We start from the raw sequence: 21,879 nt of genomic DNA, 5'->3' as shown, positions 1-21,879 counted from the left end.
CCGCCGGTGGGGGCGTAGGTGAGGCCCTTGAGGGTGATCAGGGAGCGGATCACGGCCTCGCGGTAGGGGCCCTGGTAGGTGCACTGGGCGGCCCACTCGTGCCAGAAGTCGGTGGTGGCGTCGAGCATCTCCTCGGCGTCCGGGGCCTTCGGCGCGTCCAGGTGGGAGGCCTGCCAGGTCAGCGCGAAGGCGATCCGCTCGCCTGCGGTGACGGTGAAGTCGGCGTAGGTGGTCAGGTCGCGGCCGTAGGTCTCGGACTCGCCGTCCAGCCACACCGAGTCGGGCCCGGCCACGGCGACGGTGCGGTGGCCGCCGCCGGCCTGCTCGACCCGGTGCACCCAGGGCACGATGCGCCCGTACGAGAAGCGCATCCGCACCGCCGAGCGCATCCGGACGGTGCCGGACACGCCCTCGACGATCCGGATCACCTGGGGGACGGCGTCGCGGCCGGCCAGCGGGCGCGGCGGCATGAAGTCGATCACCCGGACGGTGCCACCCTGGGTGTCCCACTCCTGTTCCAGGACCAGCGAGTCGCCCCGGTAACGGCGGCGGTCGGCGGGCACCGCGGGGGCGGCCGCGGTGGGCGGCGGGACCCTCAGATCGGCGGTGTCGGTGAAGCGGGGGAGGCCGAGGGCGGGGGCGGCCGGGGTGGGGGGTGCCGCGGGGGTGGGGACTTCGGTCGCGACGGCTTCGGCCGGACCGATCCGCCAGAAGCCGTGTTCATCGGTGCCGAGCAGGCCGGCGAACACGGCCGGAGAGTCGAAGCGGGGCAGGCAGAGCCAGTCCACCGCCCCGTCCCTGCTGACCAGGGCAGCGGTCTGCATGTCCCCGATGAGTGCGTAGTCCTCGATACGGCCGGCCACGTGGATCTCCAGTTCGCAATGTGGTCACGACGCATCGGCGATCTGGGGGAGCGAGCGGTCTGCGGGGCCGGAGCCCACCCCGGGACGTCCGGCTCGCCGAGGGGTGGTGGCGGGCCTTGCTGGAGTGTCCGCGCGGGGCTCGGTCGAGCCCCTGGGGTGGGAGGGGAGGAGCTGGAATACGGGGAGGTCCGGTCGCGCATCGGGGACCGGGAGTGTCCTGACCTCCCACGCCCTCCGCGTGCTCGTGCTGTCGGCGATGCGTCCGTGCAGCTTACGACGGACGAAAGGGGCGAAGCACGCGGGCGCAGCCTCGTGTGGCGCCACAATTCGGCGGAAATGCCGTGCATCGCGAGGACGCCGGGCAGGATGGTCCGGACGGATCAGTTCCGGCTGGTCCCAGTGGAGGGGCTGTCATGGCCCGAACGGAGTGCTCCGAAGTGGCCCGGTCCGGCCGGGGTGCGACCGGTGTGACTGCTGCGCCGGATGATGCGCCGGTGGTGCGCCCCGCGCACGCCCCCGGGGCGCCGCGAGCGGGCCGGAAGGCGTCCCGGTCGCGTCACTGATACCCTGGTATCCCGTGGACCGGTGGGATCAAACGCCCCGGACCAGCCGAATCGACGACCCCCCGAGTGCCGTGCACCGCACCGCCTCCCGTCGTTCGGCGAGTCGAGAGCATCCCGCCCACGTCACCTTCGACACGCGACCCACGGGAGCCCCCTCTTGGCACAGCCCCATTCCGGCAAGGCAGCGAACGGCCGCGCCGTGACGACCAAGCACCTCTTCGTCACCGGGGGTGTCGCCTCTTCGCTCGGCAAGGGCCTCACCGCCTCCAGCCTTGGCGCGCTCCTCAAGGCCCGCGGCCTGCGCGTCACCATGCAGAAGCTCGACCCGTACCTCAACGTGGACCCGGGCACCATGAACCCGTTCCAGCACGGTGAGGTCTTCGTCACGGACGACGGCGCCGAGACCGACCTGGACATCGGCCACTACGAGCGGTTCCTGGACACCAACCTGCACGGTTCGGCGAACGTCACCACCGGCCAGGTCTACTCCACCGTCATCGCCAAGGAGCGACGCGGCGAGTACCTGGGCGACACCGTCCAGGTCATCCCCCACATCACCAACGAGATCAAGTCCCGGATCCGCCGGATGGCGACCGAGGACGTCGACGTGGTGATCACCGAGGTCGGCGGGACCGTCGGCGACATCGAGTCGCTGCCGTTCCTGGAGGCCGTCCGCCAGGTCCGCCACGAGGTCGGCCGGGACAACGTGTTCTTCGTGCACGTCTCCCTGCTGCCGTACATCGGCCCCTCGGGCGAGCTGAAGACCAAGCCCACCCAGCACTCCGTCGCCGCGCTGCGCAACATCGGCATCCAGCCCGACGCCATCGTGCTGCGCGCCGACCGCGAGGTCCCGCAGGCCATCAAGCGCAAGATCTCGCTGATGTGCGACGTGGACGAGGAGGCCGTGGTCGCGGCCATCGACGCCAAGTCGATCTACGACATCCCCAAGGTCCTGCACGGCGAGGGCCTGGACGCCTACGTGGTGCGCCGGCTCGACCTGCCGTTCCGCGACGTGGACTGGACGACCTGGGACGACCTGCTGCGCCGCGTCCACGAGCCGCAGCACATCGTCAAGGTCGCCCTGGTCGGCAAGTACATCGACCTGCCGGACGCCTACCTGTCGGTGACCGAGGCGCTGCGCGCCGGCGGCTTCGCCAACAACGCCCGGGTCGAGATCAAGTGGGTGACCTCGGACGACTGCGAGACGCCCGAGGGCGCCCGGGCGCAGCTCGGCGACGTGGACGCGATCTGCATCCCCGGCGGCTTCGGCGACCGCGGCGTCAACGGCAAGGTCGGCGCCATCACCTTCGCCCGCGAGAACCGCGTCCCGCTGCTCGGCCTGTGCCTGGGTCTGCAGTGCGTGGTCATCGAGGCGGCCCGCAACCTGGCCGGCCTGCCCGAGGCCAACTCCACCGAGTTCGACGCCGCCGCCAAGCACCCGGTCGTCTCCACGATGGCCGAGCAGCTGGCCATCGTCGACGGCAAGGGCGACCTGGGCGGCACCATGCGTCTGGGCCTGTACCCGGCCAAGCTCGCCGAGGGCTCGATCGTCCGTGAGGTCTACGGCGGCGAGCAGTACGTCGAGGAGCGCCACCGCCACCGCTACGAGGTCAACAACGCCTACCGCGCGGACCTGGAGAAGACCGGCCTGCAGTTCTCCGGCCTCTCCCCCAAGGGCGACCTGGTCGAGTACGTCGAGTACCCGCGCGAGGTGCACCCGTACCTGGTGGCCACCCAGGCCCACCCGGAGCTGAAGTCCCGCCCGACCCGCCCGCACCCGCTGTTCGCGGGTCTGGTCAAGGCCGCCATCGAGATCAAGACCACCGCGGCCGAGTAAGTCGTCGGTCGTTCACCGGACGGCGGCCCCGCGATTCCCGCGGGGCCGCCGTCCGGCGTTAGATTGTGTCGTACTGACGAAAAGGGGAGAGCGATGGACGAGCAGCGCGACCAGGGGATCGCCGACGTGGCCGAGGAGTGGGAGGTCCGGGAGAGCCGGACGCCGTTCCAGGGCAAGGTCACAGGCGTGCGCAGCGAAGAGGTCCGGATGCCCGACGGCAGCTGGGCCCGCCGCGACTACCAGACCCACCCCGGCTCGGTCTCCGTGCTCGCCCTGGACGACAAGCAGCGGGTGCTGATCCTGCGGCAGTACCGGCACCCCGTCCGCCAGCGCCTGTGGGAGCTGCCCGCCGGCCTGCTCGACGTGCCGGGCGAGAACCCGTGGCACGCCGCGCAGCGCGAGCTGTACGAGGAGGCGCACTGCAAGGCCGGCACCTGGCGCATCCTCGCCGACTACTACACCTCCCCGGGCGGCACCGACGAGGCGCTGCGGATGTTCCTCGCCACCGACCTCGCGGAGGCCGAGGGCGAGCGCTACGCGGCGGAGGGCGAGGAACAGGAGATCGAGGTCGCCTGGGTGCCGGTGTCCGACCTGATCCGGCTGATCCACGCCGGGCGGCTGCACAACCCGACCCTGGTCACCGGCACGCTCGCCGTGCACGCCGCGCTCACCGGACCGGACGGGCTGGACGGACTGCGCCCGGCGGACTCGCCCTGGCCGGCCCGGCCCTTCGAGGGGTGAGCGAACGGCCCGTACGCCTCCTGAGCACCCTGCTGTTGATCCGCAAGGGTGATTTACCGGTTCGTACGACCGGATGTCACCTCGGCTGAGCCGGACGGTCGAACTACGCTTCGCAGACAGGGCGCCCGTCCCGGGCCGCCTCCGCTGAGGCCGGATGACGTCGGGAGTGGCACGGGTGGCGAGGAAGACGGCGACGATGGACCCCGGCCCCGACGCGCCCGTCGGGGCCGTTCCGGGCCTCGACCGGCTGCCGGCCGGGCCCGCGCTGTTCGTCGGGCGGCGCACCGAACTGGCCGCGCTGCGGGCGGCCGCCGCGCGCCCGGCCACCGGCCGCAGCCCGGTGCTGGTCCTGGCCGGTCGCCCCGGCTCCGGCCGCACCACGCTGGCGGTCCGCTTCGCCCGCACCGCCGCCGCGGACCACCCCGACGGTGTGCTCTTCGCACGTCTGTCCGCCCCCGACGGCGGCCGGGTGGCGCCCGCCCGGGCCGCCCGCCTGCTGCTGGAGCAGCTCGATCCCGAGGCCCCCGTGCCGCTGCCCGGCGCCACCGGGGACGGGCGGGACGAGCCCGCCTGCGTCGCGCTGCGCGAGGCGCTCGTGGGCCGCCGGGTCCTGCTGGTGCTGGACGACGTCCGGGACGCCGGGCAGCTGTGGCCGCTGCTCGCGGACGAACCCGGCTGCCTGGTGCTCGCCACCACCGCCGGGCCGCTCACCGGCATCGAGGACATCGACCCGGTGATCCTCGGCGGGCTCGACCGGCAGGCCTCCGGCGAACTGCTCGCCGACCTGGTCGGCGGCACCCGGATCTCCTGCGACCCGGTCGGCGGCGCCGACCTGGCGGAGGCCTGCGCGGCCCGGCCGGCCGCCCTGCGGCTGATGGCCGGATGGCTGCGCGGCGACCCGAAGGCGGCCGTCACCGAGGCGGCGCGCGAGCTCACCCGGGTGGTGGGCGAGGAGTCGGCACGGTCGGCGGCGCCGAAGGGGGAGGGGGAGAAGGCGGAGAAGCCCGTTCAGGGGCCGAAGACCGCCCAGGCGCCGACGCCCGGGAAGGCCGCGAAGCCGGTACAGGGGGCGGCCCCGGGGAAGGCTGCGAAGCCCGTACAGGGCGCGGCGTCGGGGAAGGCCGCGAAGTCCGTACAGGGGCCGAAGGCTGCCCAGGTGTCGACGCCCGGGAAGGCCGCGACGCCCCCACCGCTGGGGGAGAAGCCGGCCGAGGGCCCGCCGCCGGAGCCCGCCGCCGGCGAGACGGCCGGGGAGCAGGCGGCCTGGGTGAAGCCCGGCCCGGAGCCGGCCGAGCCGGTGCCCGTCCCCGACAGCGACCCGCTGATCGGCGCGTTCACCCTGCTGTACGGCACCCTCCCGGCCGCCCAGGCGCGGATGCTGCGCACCCTCACCCTGGCCCCGGCGCAGACCGCCGACCCGCGCACCGCCTCCGCCCTGGTCGGCTGCCCGGCACCGGAGGCGGCCGTGACGCTCGCCGCACTGGCCGAACGGGAGCTGCTCGGCCAGGAGGCACCGGCCGCCGACGGCAGCCCGCGCTACCGGGTGCCCGGGCGCCTCTACCCGAGGCTGGTCCGGCTGCGCGAGCAGGAGGACCGGCCCGCCGAGACCGAGCTCGCCCGGGCTCGGCTGCTGGAGCGGCTGGTCCGGCTCACCGAGTCGGCCCGCGCCCTGCTGGACCCGGCGGGCAGCGGCCCCGGGCCGGACCCGCTGCCCGCCGCGCTGCGGCTGGGCTCGGCGGAGCACGCCCGGGAGTGGCTGCTCGGCGAGCGGGACCTGCTGCTCGGGGCGGTGGCCGACGCGATCGGCCAGGGCGACCTGGACGGCTCGGCGGGCCGGCTGGTCACCGCGCTGCTGCGGGCGCTGCCGCTGACCGGCGCCGCCGCCCCCGCCGACCTCTACCGGCTGCACGAACTGGTGCTGACCGTCGCCGAGCGGCACGGCAGACCCCGCCGGGCCTCGGCCGCGCTGCTCAACCTGGGTGACCTACAGGCCGCCGCGGGCCGCTGGGAGCAGGCCGTCACGCACTACCGGGCCGCCCTGGAGCACGCCCGCACGGCCGGGGACGAACCGCTCTGCGCCCGGGCCCTGGAGGGTGCGGCCGGCTGCCACCGGGCGCTCGGCGACGCGGTGCGCGCCGCCGACTGGTACGGGCGGGCACTCGGCCTGCGGCAGTCGATGGGGGAGCCCGCCGCCGAGGCCCGGCTGCTCGCCCGGGTGGCCGAGGCGCACACCGCGCAGCGCCGTTTCGACGAGGCGGACCGCGAGTACCGGGCCGCGCTGGCGGTGCTGCGCAGGCTCGGCGACGAGCGCGGCCGGGAGGCCGTCGGGGCCGCCCTCGCGGACCTGCGGGAACGGGTCGACGCCGGGTGGTGAGGGGTCTTTCGGAGGTATTGTCGAAGATGCCCGGTTAACACATCTTTGGTGGGAAGATCGCAAGGGAAGCCTACGAACCTGCCAATGTGTTCGGCAGATTTATTCACTTTGGAAGGCTGACACGCCGACTGGGCTTCATTACACTCGAACTCAGTCGCGCAGCGATCCCCGCCCCGGGCTGCCCCGGAGGCTTCCCCACGTGCGCGTCGCCCGCCGGTCTTCTCCGGTAGGGACCCCCATGGCAAGAGGACGTGTTTAGCCGTGAAGGTCGGCATCCCCCGCGAGGTCAAGAACCACGAGTACCGCGTGGCCATCACGCCCGCCGGCGTGCATGAGCTGGTCCGCAACGGACACGAGGTCTACATCGAGGACAACGCCGGTGTCGGCTCCTCGATCCCCAACGAGGAGTACGTGGCCGCCGGCGCCACCATCCTCCCCACCGCCGACGAGGTGTGGGCCACCGCCGACCTGCTGCTGAAGGTCAAGGAGCCCATCGCCTCCGAGTACCACCGGCTGCGCAAGGGCCAGACCCTCTTCACGTACCTGCACCTGGCGGCCGACCGCGCCGGCACCGACGCGCTGATCGCCTCGGGCACCACCGCCATCGCGTACGAGACCGTGCAGCTCGGCAACGGCGCGCTGCCGCTGCTCGCCCCGATGTCCGAGGTCGCGGGCCGTCTCGCCCCGCAGGTCGGCTCGTACCACCTGATGCGCCCGGCCGGCGGCCGCGGCGTGCTGCCCGGCGGCGTGCCCGGCACCCACCCGGCCAAGGCCGTCGTCATCGGCGGTGGCGTCTCCGGCTGGCACGCGGCCACCATCGCCATCGGCATGGGCTACGAGGTGACCCTGCTCGACCGCGACATCAACAAGCTGCGCGAGGCCGACCGCATCTTCGGCACGAAGATCAAGGCCGTCGTCTCCAACACCTTCGAGCTGGAGAAGGCCGTCATCGAGGCCGACCTGGTCATCGGCGCGGTGCTGATCCCGGGCGCCAAGGCCCCGAAGCTCGTCACCAACGAGCTGGTCTCCCGCATGAAGCCGGGCTCCGTGCTCGTCGACATCGCCATCGACCAGGGCGGCTGCTTCGAGGACTCGCACGCCACCACGCACGCCGAGCCGACCTTCCAGGTCCACAACTCGGTCTTCTACTGCGTGGCCAACATGCCGGGCGCCGTCCCGAACACCTCCACCTACGCGCTGACCAACGCGACGATGCCGTACGTCGTCGAGCTGGCCAACCGCGGCTGGAAGGAGGCGCTGCGCCGTGACCCGGCGCTCGCCAAGGGCCTGAACGTGCACGAGGGCCAGATCACCTTCCCGGCCGTGGCCGAGGCCTTCGGCCTGGAGTCGGTCTCGCTGGAGAGCGTGCTCGCCTGATCCGGTGATCCTGCGATTCGGTGATCCAGAGATCCGCTGATCCTGCGATCCGGTGATCCAGAGATCCTGCGATCCGGTAGACCGTCCGGCGGTCGTTCGCCCCCGACCCGATCCCCTCGGGCCGGGGGCTTCGCCGTGCCCGTGAACGGGTGGTGGAGCGGACGGGTCGCTCTGTCGTCAATTTCTGTCGGTCGTGTCACCCCACCGCAGAAACGTTAGGGTCAACGGCCTACTCATCCCTTGACATCGGCCCGCCCGATAGTCGACACATCCGGCCCACTACCGTGGATTGTGTTGCTGCGAACGCCTTGAACGGCCTAGAGTCGCAAACCGTCGGCATGCTGCCACGCTGACGAATCGACATAGAGTCCTGGATGCCCAAGGAGGTAAGACGACTTGTGAATGAGTCGACATTTGCTCCCGGGGGTGGTCAGCCAGGACTGGCGGAGCGCACCGCCGGCCAGCCGAGTGAGGAGCCAGGGGCCCGGCAGCCCTCCGTGGGCTCGGCCGAGGTCGGCTCGGTCGCACTCCGCACCTTCGAAGCACGCCAGAACACAGCGCAGGTGACCACGGTGACCGATCACGACGCCGACTTGGCGGCCTACGGCCTGGCCTACGGCGAGTTCGCCTACGGCGCCTACGACGACCCGGACGCCGAGTACGAGCCGGACCCGGAGTACGCCGCCACGCTGGCCCCCGACGCCGCGCGCCAGCGCCGCGAGCGGGTCGGCCCGACCGGCCGCCCGCTGCCGTACTTCCCGATCCCCGCCCCGGTGGCCGAGCACGGCCCCGCGCAGATCATCGCCATGTGCAACCAGAAGGGCGGCGTCGGCAAGACCACGTCGACCATCAACCTGGGCGCCGCGCTGGCCGAGTACGGCCGCCGGGTGCTGCTCGTCGACTTCGACCCGCAGGGCGCGCTCTCGGTCGGCCTCGGCGTCAACCCGATGGAGCTCGACGTCACCGTCTACAACCTGCTCATGGAGCGGGGCCTGACGGCCGATGAAGTGCTGCTCAAGACGGCCGTGCCGGGCATGGACCTGCTGCCGTCCAACATCGACCTCTCCGCCGCCGAGGTGCAGCTGGTCAGCGAGGTGGCCCGGGAGTCCGCGCTGGCCCGCGCGCTGAAGCCGCTGCTGCCCGACTACGACTACGTCATCATCGACTGCCAGCCCTCGCTGGGCCTGCTGACGGTCAATGCGCTGACCGCCGCTCACAGCGTCATCGTCCCGCTGGAGTGCGAGTTCTTCGCGCTGCGCGGCGTCGCGCTGCTGACCGAGACCATCGAGAAGGTGTGCGAGCGGCTCAACCCCGAGCTGCGCCTGGACGGCATCCTCGCGACCATGTACGACTCGCGCACCGTGCACAGCCGCGAGGTGCTGGCGCGCGTCGTCGAGGCGTTCGGCGAGCACGTCTTCCACACCGTCATCGGGCGGACCGTGCGCTTCCCGGAGACCACCGTCGCCGGCGAGCCCATCACCACGTACGCGACCAACTCGGTCGGTGCCGCCGCCTACCGCCAGCTCGCCAGGGAGGTGCTCGACCGGTGCCGCCCCGCCGAGTGAGTCTCCCGGGGGCCGACGAGCTGTTCCGGACCACCGGCGGGATGGCGCTGTCGCCGTCCCTCGCGCCGCGTCCGGCCGCCGAGGCAGCCAGAGCGGAGACCGCGCGGACCGTCCACGGCACGGACGGCGCCGAAGGCGCCGAGGACGCTCAGGACACCCAGCGCACCGGCGAGGCCGGGCGGCAGCCGTCCCAGGACCAGCAGCCGGCCGCCGGCGCCCCGGCGGGCGCCCAGCCGCCGGCCCAGCGCTCCGCCTCGTCCGCCGGGCCCCAGGGCACCGTGCCGGCCGGCCGCCAGCACCCCGGCGCCGCCGAGGAGCAGGCCGGCGGCACCGGGCGCGCCCGGCCGCGCGGCCGCGCGCCGCGCCGCCCCAGCGGGCGCGAGCGGCACGACGAGAAGATCACCGTGTACGTGTCCGCCGAGGAGCTCATGGACCTGGAGCACGCCCGGCTGGTGCTGCGCGGTGAGCACGGCCTGGCCGTGGACCGCGGGCGGATCGTCCGGGAGGCCATCGCAGTCGTCCTGGCGGACCTGGAGCAGCGCGGCGAGGCCTCCATCCTGGTCCGGCGGTTGCGCGGCCGCTAGGCCCCTTCCTGGCCGTCAGTGGTGCCTCTGGTGCTGCTGGTGCGGTGCCTCCGGTGCGGCGGTCCCGGTGTGGCATCCCTGGTGTGGCGTGTCGACGTCCTGTGGTGACGTCCTGCGGTGGCGTCGATGTCGATGCCGAGGGCCGACGCCGGGAGGCGTCGACGGCGTGACGGCGGCGTGTCGACGGCCCCGGGGGCGGGGCGGGCGGCCGGGCCGGGTGAAGATGGACCGTCATGCCGAGCACCGCCGAACCACCCACCACCGCCGTGAACGCGACCGAGGAACAGCCGCGGGGCGGCTTCCGGGTGCGGCTGGACAACTTCGAAGGCCCCTTCGACCTGCTGCTCAGTCTGATCGCCAAGCACAAACTCGACGTCACCGAAGTGGCGCTGGCCACCGTCACCGACGAGTTCATGGCACACATCCGGGCGATGGGCCCGGACTGGGACCTGGACGCGGCGACCGAGTTCCTGGTCGTCGCCGCGACCCTGCTCGACCTCAAGGCCGCCCGGCTGCTGCCCGTCGCCGACGTCGAGGACGAGGAGGACCTGGCGCTGCTGGAGGCCCGTGACCTGCTGTTCGCCCGGTTGCTGCAGTACCGGGCGTACAAGCGGGCGGCGGCCCTCTTCGGCGAGCGCTGGGCCGCCGAGCTGGCCCGACGCCCACGCACCGTCGGGCTGGAGCCCCGGCATGCCGGGCTGCTGCCCGAGGTGGTCATCACCATCGGCCCGGAGCGGCTCGCGCAGCTGGCGGCCAGGGCCATGGAACCCAAGCCGAAGCCCGTCGTGTACGTCGACCACATCCACAGCCCGCCCGTCAGCGTGCGCGAGCAGGCCGGGCTGGTGGTCGGGCTGCTCACCGAGCTCGGCGAGGCGTCGTTCCAGCGGTTGGTCGAGGACGCGCCGGACGAGCTGGTGGTCGTCGCCCGTTTCCTGGCGCTGCTGGAGCTGTACCGGGAGCGGGTGCTGGCCTTCGAGCAGCCGGAGGCGCTGGGCGAACTGCTGGTGCGCTGGGTGGCGGAGGAGGACCGGGGCGCGGTCGAGGTGACGGACGAGTTCGACCGGCCGGTGGGTGAGCGGGAGCGGGAGGAGAGTCGATGAGTGGTGGGAGCGGGAGCCCGAGCCCGAGCGGGAGCGGGGTCGGCGGGCGGCCGGTGCGGCGCCCGCTCGGGCTGCCGGGGCGGCCGCGGGCCGGGGAGTGGCTGGAGCCGGCCTTCGAGCTGCTGGCGGAGCCGGTGGCGGGGCCCGTGACGGATCCGGTGGCGGCGGGGTCGGTGGTGGAGCCGGTAGCGGCGTCCGTGGGTGCGTCGGCGGAGGGCGAGGCCCGGGTCGTGCACCAGAAGTCGGCCCCGTCGACCTCCGGCGTCACTGATGTGGTCGGCGTCGCTGATCCGGCCGGGGGCGAGGAGACGCCCGGGGCCGGGTTGAAGGCCGAGCTGGAGGCGATCCTGATGGTCGTCGACGAGCCTGCCGGGGAGGAGCGGCTGGCCGGCGTGCTGGAGCGGCCCCGGGCGCAGGTGGCCGCTGCGCTGCGCGAACTGGCCGCCGAATACACCGCCCAGGGCCGCGGATTCGACCTGCGGCTGGTCGCCGGCGGGTGGCGGTTCTACAGCCGGGACACCTGCGCTCCGGCCGTCGACCGCTTCCTGCTGGACGGCCAGCAGGCCCGGCTCACGCAGGCCGCATTGGAGACCCTGGCGGTCGTCGCCTACCGGCAGCCGGTGTCCAGATCTAGGGTTTCCGCCGTCCGCGGTGTGAACTGTGACGGCGTGATGCGTACCCTGGTACAGCGAGGACTGGTGGAAGAGGCCGGATCCGAGCCCGAAACAGGTGCGATCCTGTATCGGACGACGAACTACTTCCTGGAACGGATGGGGCTCCGCGGCCTGGACGAGCTGCCGGAGCTTGCTCCCTTCCTGCCCGAGGTCGACGACGTGGAAGCGGAGTCCCTGGAGGGCACGATGATCGCGGAGGCGGTCGCCGCCGCTGCCGTGCAGGCCGTGGGCGGCAGTGGCGAGGCCGGTCGGGCTGCGCCTGATCGGTAGGGGGCGGTGAGGTCGGCCGAAACGACCGCACATCCCAGACGGTAACGACGTACGGACACTTTGATGCGTAGCAGTGGCAACGGCAGGAACGGCAGCGGCGGCGGCAGCGGTCGCAGCGGACAGGGCGGGGGCCGGGGCGGCGGCTCCTACGGCGGCAGCGGCAGCGGCCGCAGCGGCTCGGGCTCGGGCTCGGGCTCGCGTGGGGGTTCGTACGGCGGTGGGTCCGGCTCGGGCTCCGGTTCGCGTGGGGGTTCGTACGGCGGTGGGTCCGGCTCGGGCTCGGGCTCGCGCGGCGGCTCGTACGGCGGTGGGTCCGGCTCGGGCTCCGGCTCGCGCGGCGGCTCGTACGGCGGCGGCAGCGGTGCCGGTTCGCGCGGCGGCTCCGGCTCGTACGGGCGTGACAGTCGCCGGGACGACCGGCGCGACGACAACCGGTACCCGGACCGCCCGCTGCGGCCCGAGGAGCGGCGCTACGACCGCCCCGAGTTCGGCGGTGGCCCCAACGCCACCCCCGCCCGCGGCGGCTACTCCGGCCGGCGCCCCAGCCCGGCCCCGCGCCCGCGCCGTGAGGGCCAGGGCGCCCCGGGCGACCCGCGCCGCCAGCCGCAGCGCTCGCGCGAGCTGCAGGCCAAGATCGAGGACGCCGTCCTCGCCCGGCACGACAAGCCGGCCGTCAAGCTGCCCAAGACCTTCGGCGAGCCCGAGGGCGAGCGCCTGCAGAAGGTGCTGGCCCGGGCGGGCATCGGCAGCCGCCGCGCCTGCGAGGAGCTGATCGAGCAGGGCCGGGTCCAGGTCAACGGCAAGCTCGTCACCGAGCAGGGCAAGCGGGTCGACCCGCAGAACGACGAGATCAAGGTGGACGGCCTGACCGTCGCCACCCAGTCGTACCTGTTCTTCGCGCTCAACAAGCCGGCCGGCGTGGTCTCCACCATGGAGGACCCGGACGGGCGCCAGTGCCTCGGCGACTACGTGACCAACCGGGAGACCCGGCTGTTCCACGTCGGCCGTCTGGACACCGAGACCGAGGGCATCATCCTGCTCACCAACCACGGCGAGCTGGCCCACCGTCTCACCCACCCCCGGTACGGCGTGACCAAGACCTACCTGGCAGCCATCCAGGGCCCGATCCCGCGCGACCTGGGCAAGCAGCTGGCGCAGGGCATCGAGCTGGAGGACGGCTTCGCGCGCGCCGACAGCTTCAAGGTGATCTCCAACGTCGGCAAGAACTACCTGGTCGAGGTGACCCTGCACGAGGGTCGCAAGCACATCGTCCGCCGGATGCTGGCCGAGGCCGGCTTCCCGGTCGAGAAGCTGGTGCGCACGCACTTCGGCCCGATCGCGCTGGGCGACCAGAAGTCGGGCTGGCTGCGCCGTCTGACCAACCCCGAGGTCGGTCAGCTGATGCGCGAGGTCGGTCTGTAGACCGGTCGGTATATTCCGATTGGGCTATGTAGACCGGTCGGCATATTCTCCCCCGGAGTCTGTAGACCGGTCGGTATATTCGGGCTTCTGCTGAGGGCCTCCCCGTCGAAAGGTGGGGAGGCCCTCGGTCGTTCGGTGGGGGTGGGCGGGGTGCGAGGCGGGGCGCAACCCCTGGTCACGGCCTTGTCAGCGCCATGATCCGTGGCAGAGGATTGCCACCGGACCACCATCCGCCCAGTGGCGGGACTGCGCCAGGGCCGGCGCCGGTGGGGGGCGAACGGGGGAGACGGCGTCGTGTCGGATGCACCACTCAGCGCACTGGGACTGGCCGAGCCGGACGGACAGGTCTACGCGGCGCTGGTGGCCAATCCGCAGTCCACCGCGGAGGAACTGGCCGAGGGCTGTGGCCTGACGCTCCAGCAGAGCGTGCGCGCCCTGGATCGCCTGGCGCAGCAGGGCATGGCGACCCGGGCGCCGGTGGACCGGCAGCGCTACCTGCCGGTCGCCCCCGACGTCGCGATCGGCACCCTGATCGGCCACCGCGAGTCCGAACTGCGGCACGCCCGGGCCGAGATGCACCGTCTGATGGACGCCTTCCGGGAGGCCTCGCGGTACACCGATCCGGCGCACTCGGTGGAGGTGCTGACCGGTGGCGAGGCGATCGCGCAGCGGCTGGAGCACATCACCGAGACCAGCCAGTACCAGGTCCGCGGCTTCGACCGCCCGCCGTACATCCAGGATCCGGTGACCCCGATCCCGTTGCAGCGGCGGCGGTTGCGGGAGGGCCTGCGGCTGCGGACCGTCTACGACCGGGACGCGGTGGCCTGGCCGGGCCGACTGGAGCGGAACATCCTGGCCGGGGTCGCGGACGGCGAGGAGGCCCGGGTCCGGCCGTCGCTGCCGATGAAGATGATCATTTCGGACGACCGGATGGCGATCATCCCGATCAGCGTGGGCGACAGCGTCCTCGACGCCGCGTACGTCATCCACCCCTCCGCGCTGCTCCAGGCGCTGGACACGCTGTTCGAGGCGGAGTGGGAGCGCGCCGTCCAGTTGCAGGCCGCGATCGGCACCGGGGACGCGACGCTGGAGCCGGAGGCCGACCACCGCAAGCTGCTGGGCCTGCTGGCGGCCGGCCTCACCGACGAGTCGATCGCCCGGTCGCTCGGCTGGAGCGCCCGCACCACCCAGCGCCGGTTGCAGAGCCTGATGCGCTCGCTGGGCGCCACCACCCGCTTCCAGGCCGGTATGGCGGCCCGGGAGCGGGGTTGGTTGTGACAGGAGTTGGCTGTGCACCGGGCCGGGCGGACGTCGGGGGTCGGGCGTCAGCTCCAGGGGGTGAGGGCGGCCCAGCGGCCGTCCGGGCCGCGTTCGACCTTCAGCAGGCCCTTGACGGCGGAGCGGTTGAGTCGTCCGTAGACGTGCGGGAACAGCAGGCCGGGGGTGGCCCCGGGCGGCGGTGCGCCGTGCGGGGCCTCCCACTTGACCATCGGTTCCACCTGTGACTCCTCGATCAGCAGTGCCATCAGCGGGTCGGGAGTGTCGGCGAAGAAGGCGTTGGCCACCGCGAGCGCCGTCTGTTCGTCCGCCGAGCAGTGGATGAACCCGTCGGTGAGCAACGACGCGGTGGTGTACGGCCGACCGGGGTCGGACAGCCAGTCGTCCAGGGGTGCGAGGTGGAGGATCATGTTCCTGTTCTACCCGGTTTGGTCCTGAGCGGTCGTCACGAGCGGACCGGTGTTCAGACGGCGGCGGAGGCCGGGCTCCTCAGAGTCCGGCGACCTTGGCGGTGGCGGAGACCTCGTAGACCAGCGTGACCGTCCGACGGGCGCCGGGCCCGAGCGGGACGTCCCAGCGGAGGATGCCCTCGGCGTCGAAGGCGTCCGGCGACGGGGAGCACTCCTCCTTGCGCAGCCGCACCTCCACCGCCGACACCTCGGAGACCGGCACCCGCTCGCGGACCGCGACGACCTGCTCGTCCCGCTCCTCCGGGCCGGAGAAGCGGGAGAGGTGCAGCCGCACCGTCCGGGTGGTCGTCTGGCGGCCGGTGAGCCCGGCGGTGGCCTGGCGTTCCTCGGCCTCGCGGACCACCCGGTAGCCGTCCGAACTGCCGAACGCCAGCTCGGCGTCGGCCCCGGCGGCGGTGAAGCCCAGCTCGCCCCGGCCGGTGAAGCCGCTGCCGCGGACCAGTTCGACCGGACCCGCCAGCAGCGGGTGCCCGGCCGTGTTGCGGAACCGGACCACCTGGGTCACCAGCGGGGACAGCTCCGGCGCGCACGCGTACTCGCTGCTCGCCTGCCCGGTGAAGGCGCCGAGCGGCACCCGGTGCGCCCGGCCGTCGGAGGGCACGGTGGCCGGAGCGGGCGCGGGCAGCACCCGGACCTCCCCGCCGTCGTCCACCCCCGGTACCCCGGCGGCCGGGCCGAGCGCGCTGATCGCCTCCTCGCGCAGCTCCACCTCGACCGTGCGGCGCTCCTCCGCGGTGCGCTCGCGCAGCATCAGGACGTCCTCGGCGACGGCGGGCGGGTCGGTGGCGAGGGCCGAGCGGGCGGTGGAGAAGGTGAGCCGGACGCCGGTCCAGTCCTCGCCGGTGCGCTGCCAGACCACCGCCTCCGACTCCAGCCGCAGGCTCCCGCCGTCCAGGGTGGCCCGGTACGAGGGACGCCAGAGGGCGCACGGCACCAGATGGGTGACGGCCAGCCCGCTCGGGCCGGGCTGCGCCGCCTCGACGGTGAGCTCCAGGTGGGCGACCAGTTCGGCCGGTTCCTCCTCGGCCTGGTCGAGGGTGAGCAGGGCCTGCGAGCGCTCCTGGTCCAGGCGGCGCAGCCGGGAGTGGGTGGTCCGCAGCTCCTCGCCGTGGCGCTCGCGTTCGGCGTCCACCCGGTCCAGTTCGCGGGACCAGCGGGTGCGTTCGAGCTCGCCGATCCCGGCGCCCTCGCCGATCTCGCGCAGCAGGTCGGCGGAGAGCTGGGCGAGCAGCGCCAGCCGGGCCTCCAGGCGGGCGCGGGTCTGGTCGACGAGGCGGCTCGCGGTCTCCAGCTCGTGCAGCCGGTGGCGCAGCCGGGAGTCCTCCGGGCCGGGCGGCAGCGGGGCGCGTGGGATCCAGTTGCGGACGATCCGGGCGTCCAGCACGCGGGTGCCGGGGGCGGTGGTCTCGGCGCGCAGGGTGCGGTCGACGGCGAGCGCGGTGAGCGGGCCCAGTCGCAGCCGCTGGACGCCTGCGGCGAGGTTGACGGTGGTGGTGCGTTCGACCTGGCTGCGGTCCTCCAGGCAGGTGACGGCGGTGACGGGGAGGGGGATGGTCGTTCCGGTCATCGTTCAGTTCCTCCGGTTTCCACCGACGATGGCCTTTCCGGCCGGGATCTTGATCTGGTAGCCGCCGTCCAGCTCGGTGCGGCCGCCGGGCGGCAGCTCGACCCGCCAGAGCCGGGTGCTGGGCGGGCAGTCCGGCGTGGAGACCGCCGGGGCCTGCCAGTCGGCCCGCTCCTCGATCCGGATCTCGGCGTCGGAGGTGACCGGCACGCGCTCGCGGACCTCCACGGTGACGGTGCGGCCGAGCCGGTTCGCCAGCTGGACGCGCACCCGGTGGTCGAGCACGGTACTGCTGCTCAGCATGCCCGCGGTGGACTCGTGCAGCTCGGTGCGGCGCGCCACCTCGATGCTCTCGGTGACCCCGATGCCCAGGCTCCGCAGCCCGCCCGGGGCGAGGGTGGGCAGGGCGGCGGTGAGCAGGAACTCGTCGTCGACGGTGACCTCGACCGGGCCGGCCAGCACGGCGCGGTCGGTCCGGTTGGCGAGCACCAGGGTGGCGTACACCTTCTCCTCGACGGCGGGGACGGTGACGTACTCCGGGCGGACGGACACCGGGATCTCGTCGATCGTGACGGTGTGCCAGGTGCCGTCGGACGGGATGTCGGCGGGGGCGGCGGAGTCGAAGCGGTGGTCGAAGGAGCCCGCCGACTCGCGGGGCGGGACGGCGTGCCGGGGGAGTGCCAGATGGCGGACCCGCTCGCCGCCGGTGTCGCCCGGGGGCATCGCCGCCGGCCCGTAGTGGTCGGCCTGCTCGGTCTGCTCGGCCTGGGGGCGCAGGGTGCCGCGGTGGGCGGCGGGTGCGTCGGGGCCTGCCAGGACGAGGCCGGGGTAGTCGAGCAGGGAGGCGTCCGGGGCGAAGCCGGTGCCGGGGGCCTCGGTGCCGCCGCCGCTTCGGCGGGCGCGGCGGGCGAGCGGGTGCAGGTCTGGCGGGGGCGCGCCGCCCGGTGCCACGGGGGCGGGCGGCGGCGCGGGGGCCTGGGGCATCGAAACCTGGGGCATCGAGGCTTGGTACATCGAGGCTTGCGGCAGGGGGGCTTGGGGCATCGGGGCGGCGGCGGGTGCACCGCCGTATCCGGCGAAGCCGCTCGGGGCGGGCGGGGGCTCCGGTGCGGGTTCGTCGATGTCCAGGGTGCCGCCGCGCCCGGTGGGGGCGGCCAGCCGGGCGGCGTCGGCCACGAGGCCGGCGTCGGCGGGCCGGGGACCGGCGGGCCGGGCGCCGCCGAGGCGGTTGAGCCGGGCGGCGGATCCGTACGGGCCGGGGGTCGAGACGGCGAGCGGGGCCTTGCGGCGCGGGGCCGGGCGGGCTCCGGCTCCGGCGTCGTCGTAGCCGGTGAAGAGGTCGGCCAGGCCGGCCGGGGGCTCGCGCCAGCCGGACGGCGGCGGGGCGGGCTGGCTGCGGCCGATCCGCAGCGAGCGGAGCCGGGGCAGGTCGGTGCGGCGGTCGAGGTCGGCGGTGGAGAGGGCGAGCCGGACGCCGGTCCAGTCCTCTCCGGTCTGCTGGGCGACGGAGGCGCGCAGGACGAGTCGGCCGGTGTCGGCGCCCTGGCGGTAGGAGAGGCGGTAGGCGGGCGCCCAGCGGGCGGCGGGGACGCCGTACTCCAGCTCGATGTCGAGCCGGGCGGGGGGCTTCTCGGGGGCTGGGGCGACGGGTTCCCCGGCGGATTCCGGGGCGGATTCCATGGTGGGTTCCATGGTGGGTTCCGGGGCGGGCTGTGCGGAGAGCGCCGAGGCCTGCGCGGTGGTGAGGGTGAGCAGGACGGTGGCGGCGGTCCCGACCGGGTGGGCGGGGCCGGCCGTGGATGCGCGGTCCAGCCGGTCGGCGGCCAATTCGCGCTCGTGGTCCGCGAGTTCGACTTCCTTGGTGAGCTCCTCGGCGCGTCGCTGGAGCCGGGTCAGGCGCTCGTCGACGAAGTCGGCCAGCTCCAGCCAGGCGTCGGCGGGCGTCCGCCGCAGCGGTTCCTCGGGCCGCCGCTGCGGTGGTACGGCGCGCAGGGCGGAGGTCTCGGCGATCGCGGTCAGGACCAGTCGGCGGCGCTCGGTGAGTGCGCCCTGGCGCTCCATGGCCTCGTCCAACTCGCGGCGGAGCCGGGGGAGTTCGGTCGGCTCGTGGAACTCGGCGAGCAGCTCCAGCCGGGCCTCGGTGACCGCCGTCCCGCTCGGGCCGTCGAGCACCCGGGCGCGCAGCGAGCGGCCGTCCAGGGAGGAGGGCAGACCGGTCAGCCGCAGCCGGCCGTCGGCCGGGAGCGGGACGCTGGCCCGGCGGCGGCACACCGCGCCCTCGGCGTAGACCACGACGGAGTCCAGGACCGACGGGTGGGCGGGGACGGCGGGGGGTTTCGGGGGCCCGGCCTCGCCGACGTGTCGGGCCTCGCCGTTCTGCTGATCGTCGCCGCTGTGCTGATCGTCCATGCGCAACCCCTTCGTTCGCGTGCCGTGTTCCGCGTGTCGCCCGCGCCGTGCCCGGGCGGCCAGTCTGCCCCGCTTCGGTGCGGGCGTCGCCGGATTTCGCGGGATGCGGCGTGTGCGCCCGTTGGCGGGTCTGACGGTCTGGCGGCCTGGCGCGTTCGCGGTCCTGTGGTGCCCGCCGTGTCCGGCGTGCCTCCGCATGGTGTGGGACGGGGGCGGGGCCGCCGTGGTTGCCCAGCGGGTGGGCGGTGGGGGCGTGGGTGGGGCGGATGCGAGAGGATGGGGCGCGGGTGTTCCCGGCCGGTGCCGGGGCGCCGACCGGACCGAGAACCGGCGAGGTCGGGCAGCCCGGAACGCGAAGCCCGAGAATTCGAGAAGGAGCGCGACCCGCCATGCGCACTGCCGTCGTCGTCGGTACCGGACTGATCGGCACCTCCGCCGCGCTCGCCCTGGCCGGCCGCGGGCTGACCGTCCATCTGGAGGACGCCGACCCGGACGCCGCCCGGACCGCCGCCTCGCTCGGCGCCGGCATCACCGAGCCGGCCGACGGCCCGGTCGACCTGGCGATCATCGCCGTGCCGCCCGCCCTGGTCGGCAAGGTGCTCGCCGACTGCCAGCGCCGCAACCTGGCCCGCTGGTACACCGACGTCGCCAGCGTCAAGGCCAGCCCGCGCATCGAGGTCGCCGCGCTCGGCTGCGACACCGTCCACTACATCGGCAGCCACCCGATGGCCGGCCGCGAGCGCTCCGGCCCGCTGGCCGCCCGCGCCGACCTGTTCGAGGGCCGCCCCTGGGTGCTCACCCCCACCGACGACACCGACACCGAGACGCTCAACGCCGCCCTGGAACTGGTCGCGCTCTGCGGTGCGATGCCGATCGTGATGGACGCGACCGCGCACGACCGGGCCGTCGCCCTGGTCTCGCACGCCCCGCAGCTGGTGTCCTCGCTGGTCGCCGCCCGGCTGGAGCACGCCGACGAGACCGCCATAAGGCTCTCCGGGCAGGGTGTCCGGGACGTCACCAGGATCGCCGCCTCCAACCCCGGCATGTGGGTCGACATTCTCTCCGCCAACGCCGGCGCGGTCGCCGACATCCTGGAGGAGGTCGCCTCCGACCTCGGGGAGACCGTCGCCGCGCTGCGCGCCCTGGACGCCCCCGAGGAGGGCGAGCGCCGGGCGGGCGCGGCCGGGATCGAGGCGGTCATGCGGCGCGGCAACACCGGCCAGGCCCGCATCCCCGGCAAGCACGGCGCGCCGCCCACCCGGTACGAGACGGTGGCCGTGGTGCTCGGTGACCAGCCCGGCGAGCTGGGCCGGCTGTTCGGCGAGGTCGGCGCGGCCGGGGTCAACATCGAGGACGTCGTCATCGAGCACTCGACCGGCCAGCAGGTGGGCTTCGTCCAGCTGTCGGTGGCGCCCGGGGCGGTCAAGCCGCTCACGGTGGCGCTGCGGGCGAGCGGTTGGAGCGTCCGGGACTGATCGGGCTGCGGGGGCCGGTCGGCTTCGGGGACTTCGGTTGAGCGGTTCGGTCGAGCGGTTCGGTTGAGGGGGAGCAGGGATGATCATCGAGTTGCCGCTGGGCGAGACCCGGCACGGGCCCTACGGCCGGCCGGTGGACCTGGGGAACGAACGGTTCCTGCGGGCGGTGGTGGGTGGGGACTTCCGGATCCACCACCGCAGCGTCGAAGCGCTGGTCGAACTGCCCCGGCCGACGCCGCCGGACCCGGAGTCCACCGAGCCGGAGCCGACCTGCAGCCTGCTGGTGCGGGCGGTCCACGCCGCCTTCGCGGAGCACCTGCCGCTCAGCCTGTCGCCGGACGTGCTCTGGTACGCGGTGGTGCACGAGGTGGCCGTGCACGCGCGGATGTACGCGCCGAGGTACCGGGCGCTGTTCGGCGGTGCCGAGGGACGCCGGGAAGCGATCGTGGTCCGCGACGACGCCCTGGCGGCGCCCGGCCCGGACTGGTCGCGGTCGGTCCGGCTGGTGCGGGAGCCGCTGGCGGCGGCGGTCGGGGCCGAGCTGGTGGAGCTGTTCCAGCCGGCGTTCTCGACGACCACGCCCGACGACGCCTCCTCCGCGCTGGTGGCGCTGATGGACGTGGTCAGCCCCTACCACGCCTTCCGCTGGGAGACCCGCTGTGGCATCCCGCGGATCCGGCTGGAGGGCACGGTCGAGGACTGGGCGCTGCTGGTGGCGCGGGTCGCCGGGCTGGCGGAGCGCTTCGACTGGCTGGCGCCGTGGTTCGCCGAACTGCGCCCGGTGCTCGACGAGATCGCGGCGACCGCGGCGGGCGGGACGGTCGACGACGAGTTCTGGCGCTCGCTCTTCAAGTGGCGGTCGATGTCCGGCGGCCCACGGGTGACCGGCTGGCTCACCGCCTTCCTCGCGCACACCCAGACCCCCGACGGGCCCCGCCTCCCGCCAGTCCTTCGGCTGGCGGGAGGCGGACGCCAACCCGTACCACCGGGACTCCTTCGCGGTGAACGACTTCCCCTCGCACGTCTCCAAGGTGCCGTTCGTCTGGGACCACCTCGGCCGCGAGATCCCGATGGCCTTCACCGCCGGCATCCTCGGCATCGAGTGGGACGGGGAGTACCTGCGGCCCCGGCTGGGCAACGCCGTCCTGCGGATCCTGGGCCCCGACCAGGGCTGATACCGGGGCCGATATCGGCGCTGATACCGGGGCTGTACCGGAGCCAAGGGGGGCCGGCAGGGGGCTGGCACTGGGCTGATCGGGTGGCGGAGTGGGTAGGGCGGCGGTCCATTAACCTTGAGGGAGACAACCCCCTGC

General features: G+C 73.9%; 15 protein-coding genes and 3 pseudogenes. 13 read left to right on the top strand and 5 right to left on the bottom strand.

Features of this window, described 5'->3' with window-relative positions:
- A pseudogene (locus tag AB0P03_RS14545) lies at positions 1-560 on the bottom strand (glycoside hydrolase family 15 protein); the annotation flags it as partial.
- A 186-nt stretch (positions 561-746) separates the two neighbouring features.
- Positions 747-824, bottom strand: a pseudogene (locus AB0P03_RS14540) (hypothetical protein); the annotation flags it as partial.
- A 759-nt stretch (positions 825-1,583) separates the two neighbouring features.
- Here AB0P03_RS14540 and AB0P03_RS14535 point away from each other — a divergent pair.
- From AB0P03_RS14535 to AB0P03_RS14490, 10 genes are all read left to right on the top strand, one after another.
- Entirely contained in the window at positions 1,584-3,263 is a 1,680-nt protein-coding gene (locus tag AB0P03_RS14535) for a CTP synthase (RefSeq protein ID WP_079135937.1), read from the top strand.
- Positions 3,264-3,356: 93 nt separating this feature from the next.
- A complete protein-coding gene (locus AB0P03_RS14530) occupies positions 3,357-4,004 on the top strand; it encodes an NUDIX hydrolase (RefSeq protein ID WP_363586994.1) in 648 nt (215 codons plus the stop codon).
- Positions 4,005-4,179: 175 nt separating this feature from the next.
- Positions 4,180-6,378 carry an AAA family ATPase gene (locus AB0P03_RS14525; RefSeq protein ID WP_363629150.1) on the top strand — a complete coding sequence of 733 codons (2,199 nt, stop codon included), beginning with the start codon at positions 4,180-4,182 and terminating at the stop codon, positions 6,376-6,378.
- Positions 6,379-6,639: 261 nt separating this feature from the next.
- On the top strand, positions 6,640-7,755 hold the full coding sequence (ald, locus tag AB0P03_RS14520) for an alanine dehydrogenase (RefSeq protein ID WP_363629149.1): 1,116 nt from the start codon (positions 6,640-6,642) through the stop codon (positions 7,753-7,755).
- Between the two features lie 398 nt (positions 7,756-8,153).
- Positions 8,154-9,320 carry a ParA family protein gene (locus tag AB0P03_RS14515; RefSeq protein ID WP_350883705.1) on the top strand — a complete coding sequence of 389 codons (1,167 nt, stop codon included), beginning with the start codon at positions 8,154-8,156 and terminating at the stop codon, positions 9,318-9,320.
- Positions 9,317-9,904 (top strand): hypothetical protein, encoded by a 588-nt coding sequence (locus tag AB0P03_RS14510; protein ID WP_363586997.1) that lies wholly within the window; start codon positions 9,317-9,319, stop codon positions 9,902-9,904. The genes AB0P03_RS14515 and AB0P03_RS14510 overlap by 4 nt, the downstream gene beginning before the upstream one ends.
- A gap of 233 nt (positions 9,905-10,137) precedes the next feature.
- Positions 10,138-11,004 carry a segregation/condensation protein A gene (locus AB0P03_RS14505; protein WP_363629147.1) on the top strand — a complete coding sequence of 289 codons (867 nt, stop codon included), beginning with the start codon at positions 10,138-10,140 and terminating at the stop codon, positions 11,002-11,004.
- 323 nt (positions 11,005-11,327) lie between these two features.
- Positions 11,328-11,948 (top strand): SMC-Scp complex subunit ScpB, encoded by a 621-nt coding sequence (gene scpB / locus AB0P03_RS14500; protein WP_363587030.1) that lies wholly within the window; start codon positions 11,328-11,330, stop codon positions 11,946-11,948.
- Positions 11,949-12,011: 63 nt separating this feature from the next.
- Positions 12,012-13,370, top strand: coding sequence for a pseudouridine synthase (locus AB0P03_RS14495; protein WP_363629145.1), 1,359 nt, complete (start codon positions 12,012-12,014; stop codon positions 13,368-13,370).
- 294 nt (positions 13,371-13,664) lie between these two features.
- The gene (locus AB0P03_RS14490; protein WP_159398525.1) at positions 13,665-14,648 is read left to right on the top strand and encodes a helix-turn-helix domain-containing protein; all 984 of its coding nucleotides are present in this window, start codon (positions 13,665-13,667) and stop codon (positions 14,646-14,648) included.
- Between the two features lie 47 nt (positions 14,649-14,695).
- Here AB0P03_RS14490 and AB0P03_RS14485 read toward each other — a convergent pair whose 3' ends face one another.
- The 3 genes from AB0P03_RS14485 to AB0P03_RS14475 all read right to left on the bottom strand — a co-directional run bounded on the left by AB0P03_RS14485 (position 14,696) and on the right by AB0P03_RS14475 (position 19,091).
- Complete coding sequence (locus AB0P03_RS14485; RefSeq protein WP_350883713.1) at positions 14,696-15,058, bottom strand: DUF952 domain-containing protein; 363 nt, start codon at positions 15,056-15,058, stop codon at positions 14,696-14,698.
- Between the two features lie 79 nt (positions 15,059-15,137).
- Positions 15,138-16,685 carry a mucoidy inhibitor MuiA family protein gene (locus tag AB0P03_RS14480; protein WP_363629144.1) on the bottom strand — a complete coding sequence of 516 codons (1,548 nt, stop codon included), beginning with the start codon at positions 16,683-16,685 and terminating at the stop codon, positions 15,138-15,140.
- 3 nt (positions 16,686-16,688) lie between these two features.
- The gene (locus AB0P03_RS14475) at positions 16,689-19,091 is read right to left on the bottom strand and encodes a DUF4139 domain-containing protein (protein WP_363629143.1); all 2,403 of its coding nucleotides are present in this window, start codon (positions 19,089-19,091) and stop codon (positions 16,689-16,691) included.
- Positions 19,092-19,480: 389 nt separating this feature from the next.
- Here AB0P03_RS14475 and AB0P03_RS14470 point away from each other — a divergent pair, with 389 nt between their 5' ends.
- The 3 genes and pseudogenes from AB0P03_RS14470 (at position 19,481) to AB0P03_RS14460 (ending at position 21,741) form a co-directional block, all read left to right on the top strand.
- Positions 19,481-20,566 carry a prephenate dehydrogenase gene (locus AB0P03_RS14470; RefSeq protein ID WP_363629142.1) on the top strand — a complete coding sequence of 362 codons (1,086 nt, stop codon included), beginning with the start codon at positions 19,481-19,483 and terminating at the stop codon, positions 20,564-20,566.
- Between the two features lie 79 nt (positions 20,567-20,645).
- Positions 20,646-21,425 (top strand): annotated as a pseudogene (locus AB0P03_RS14465) (DUF4419 domain-containing protein); the annotation flags it as partial.
- Positions 21,426-21,567: 142 nt separating this feature from the next.
- Positions 21,568-21,741, top strand: coding sequence for a hypothetical protein (locus AB0P03_RS14460; protein ID WP_363629140.1), 174 nt, complete (start codon positions 21,568-21,570; stop codon positions 21,739-21,741).
- Positions 21,742-21,879: the final 138 nt, after the last annotated feature.

The sequence above is a fragment of the Kitasatospora sp. NPDC088779 genome, from assembly GCF_040685395.1.
Classification (GTDB): domain Bacteria; phylum Actinomycetota; class Actinomycetes; order Streptomycetales; family Streptomycetaceae; genus Kitasatospora.
Note: the sequence above shows the minus strand (reverse complement) of the source record. Positions and strands in the feature narration are given on the sequence as shown.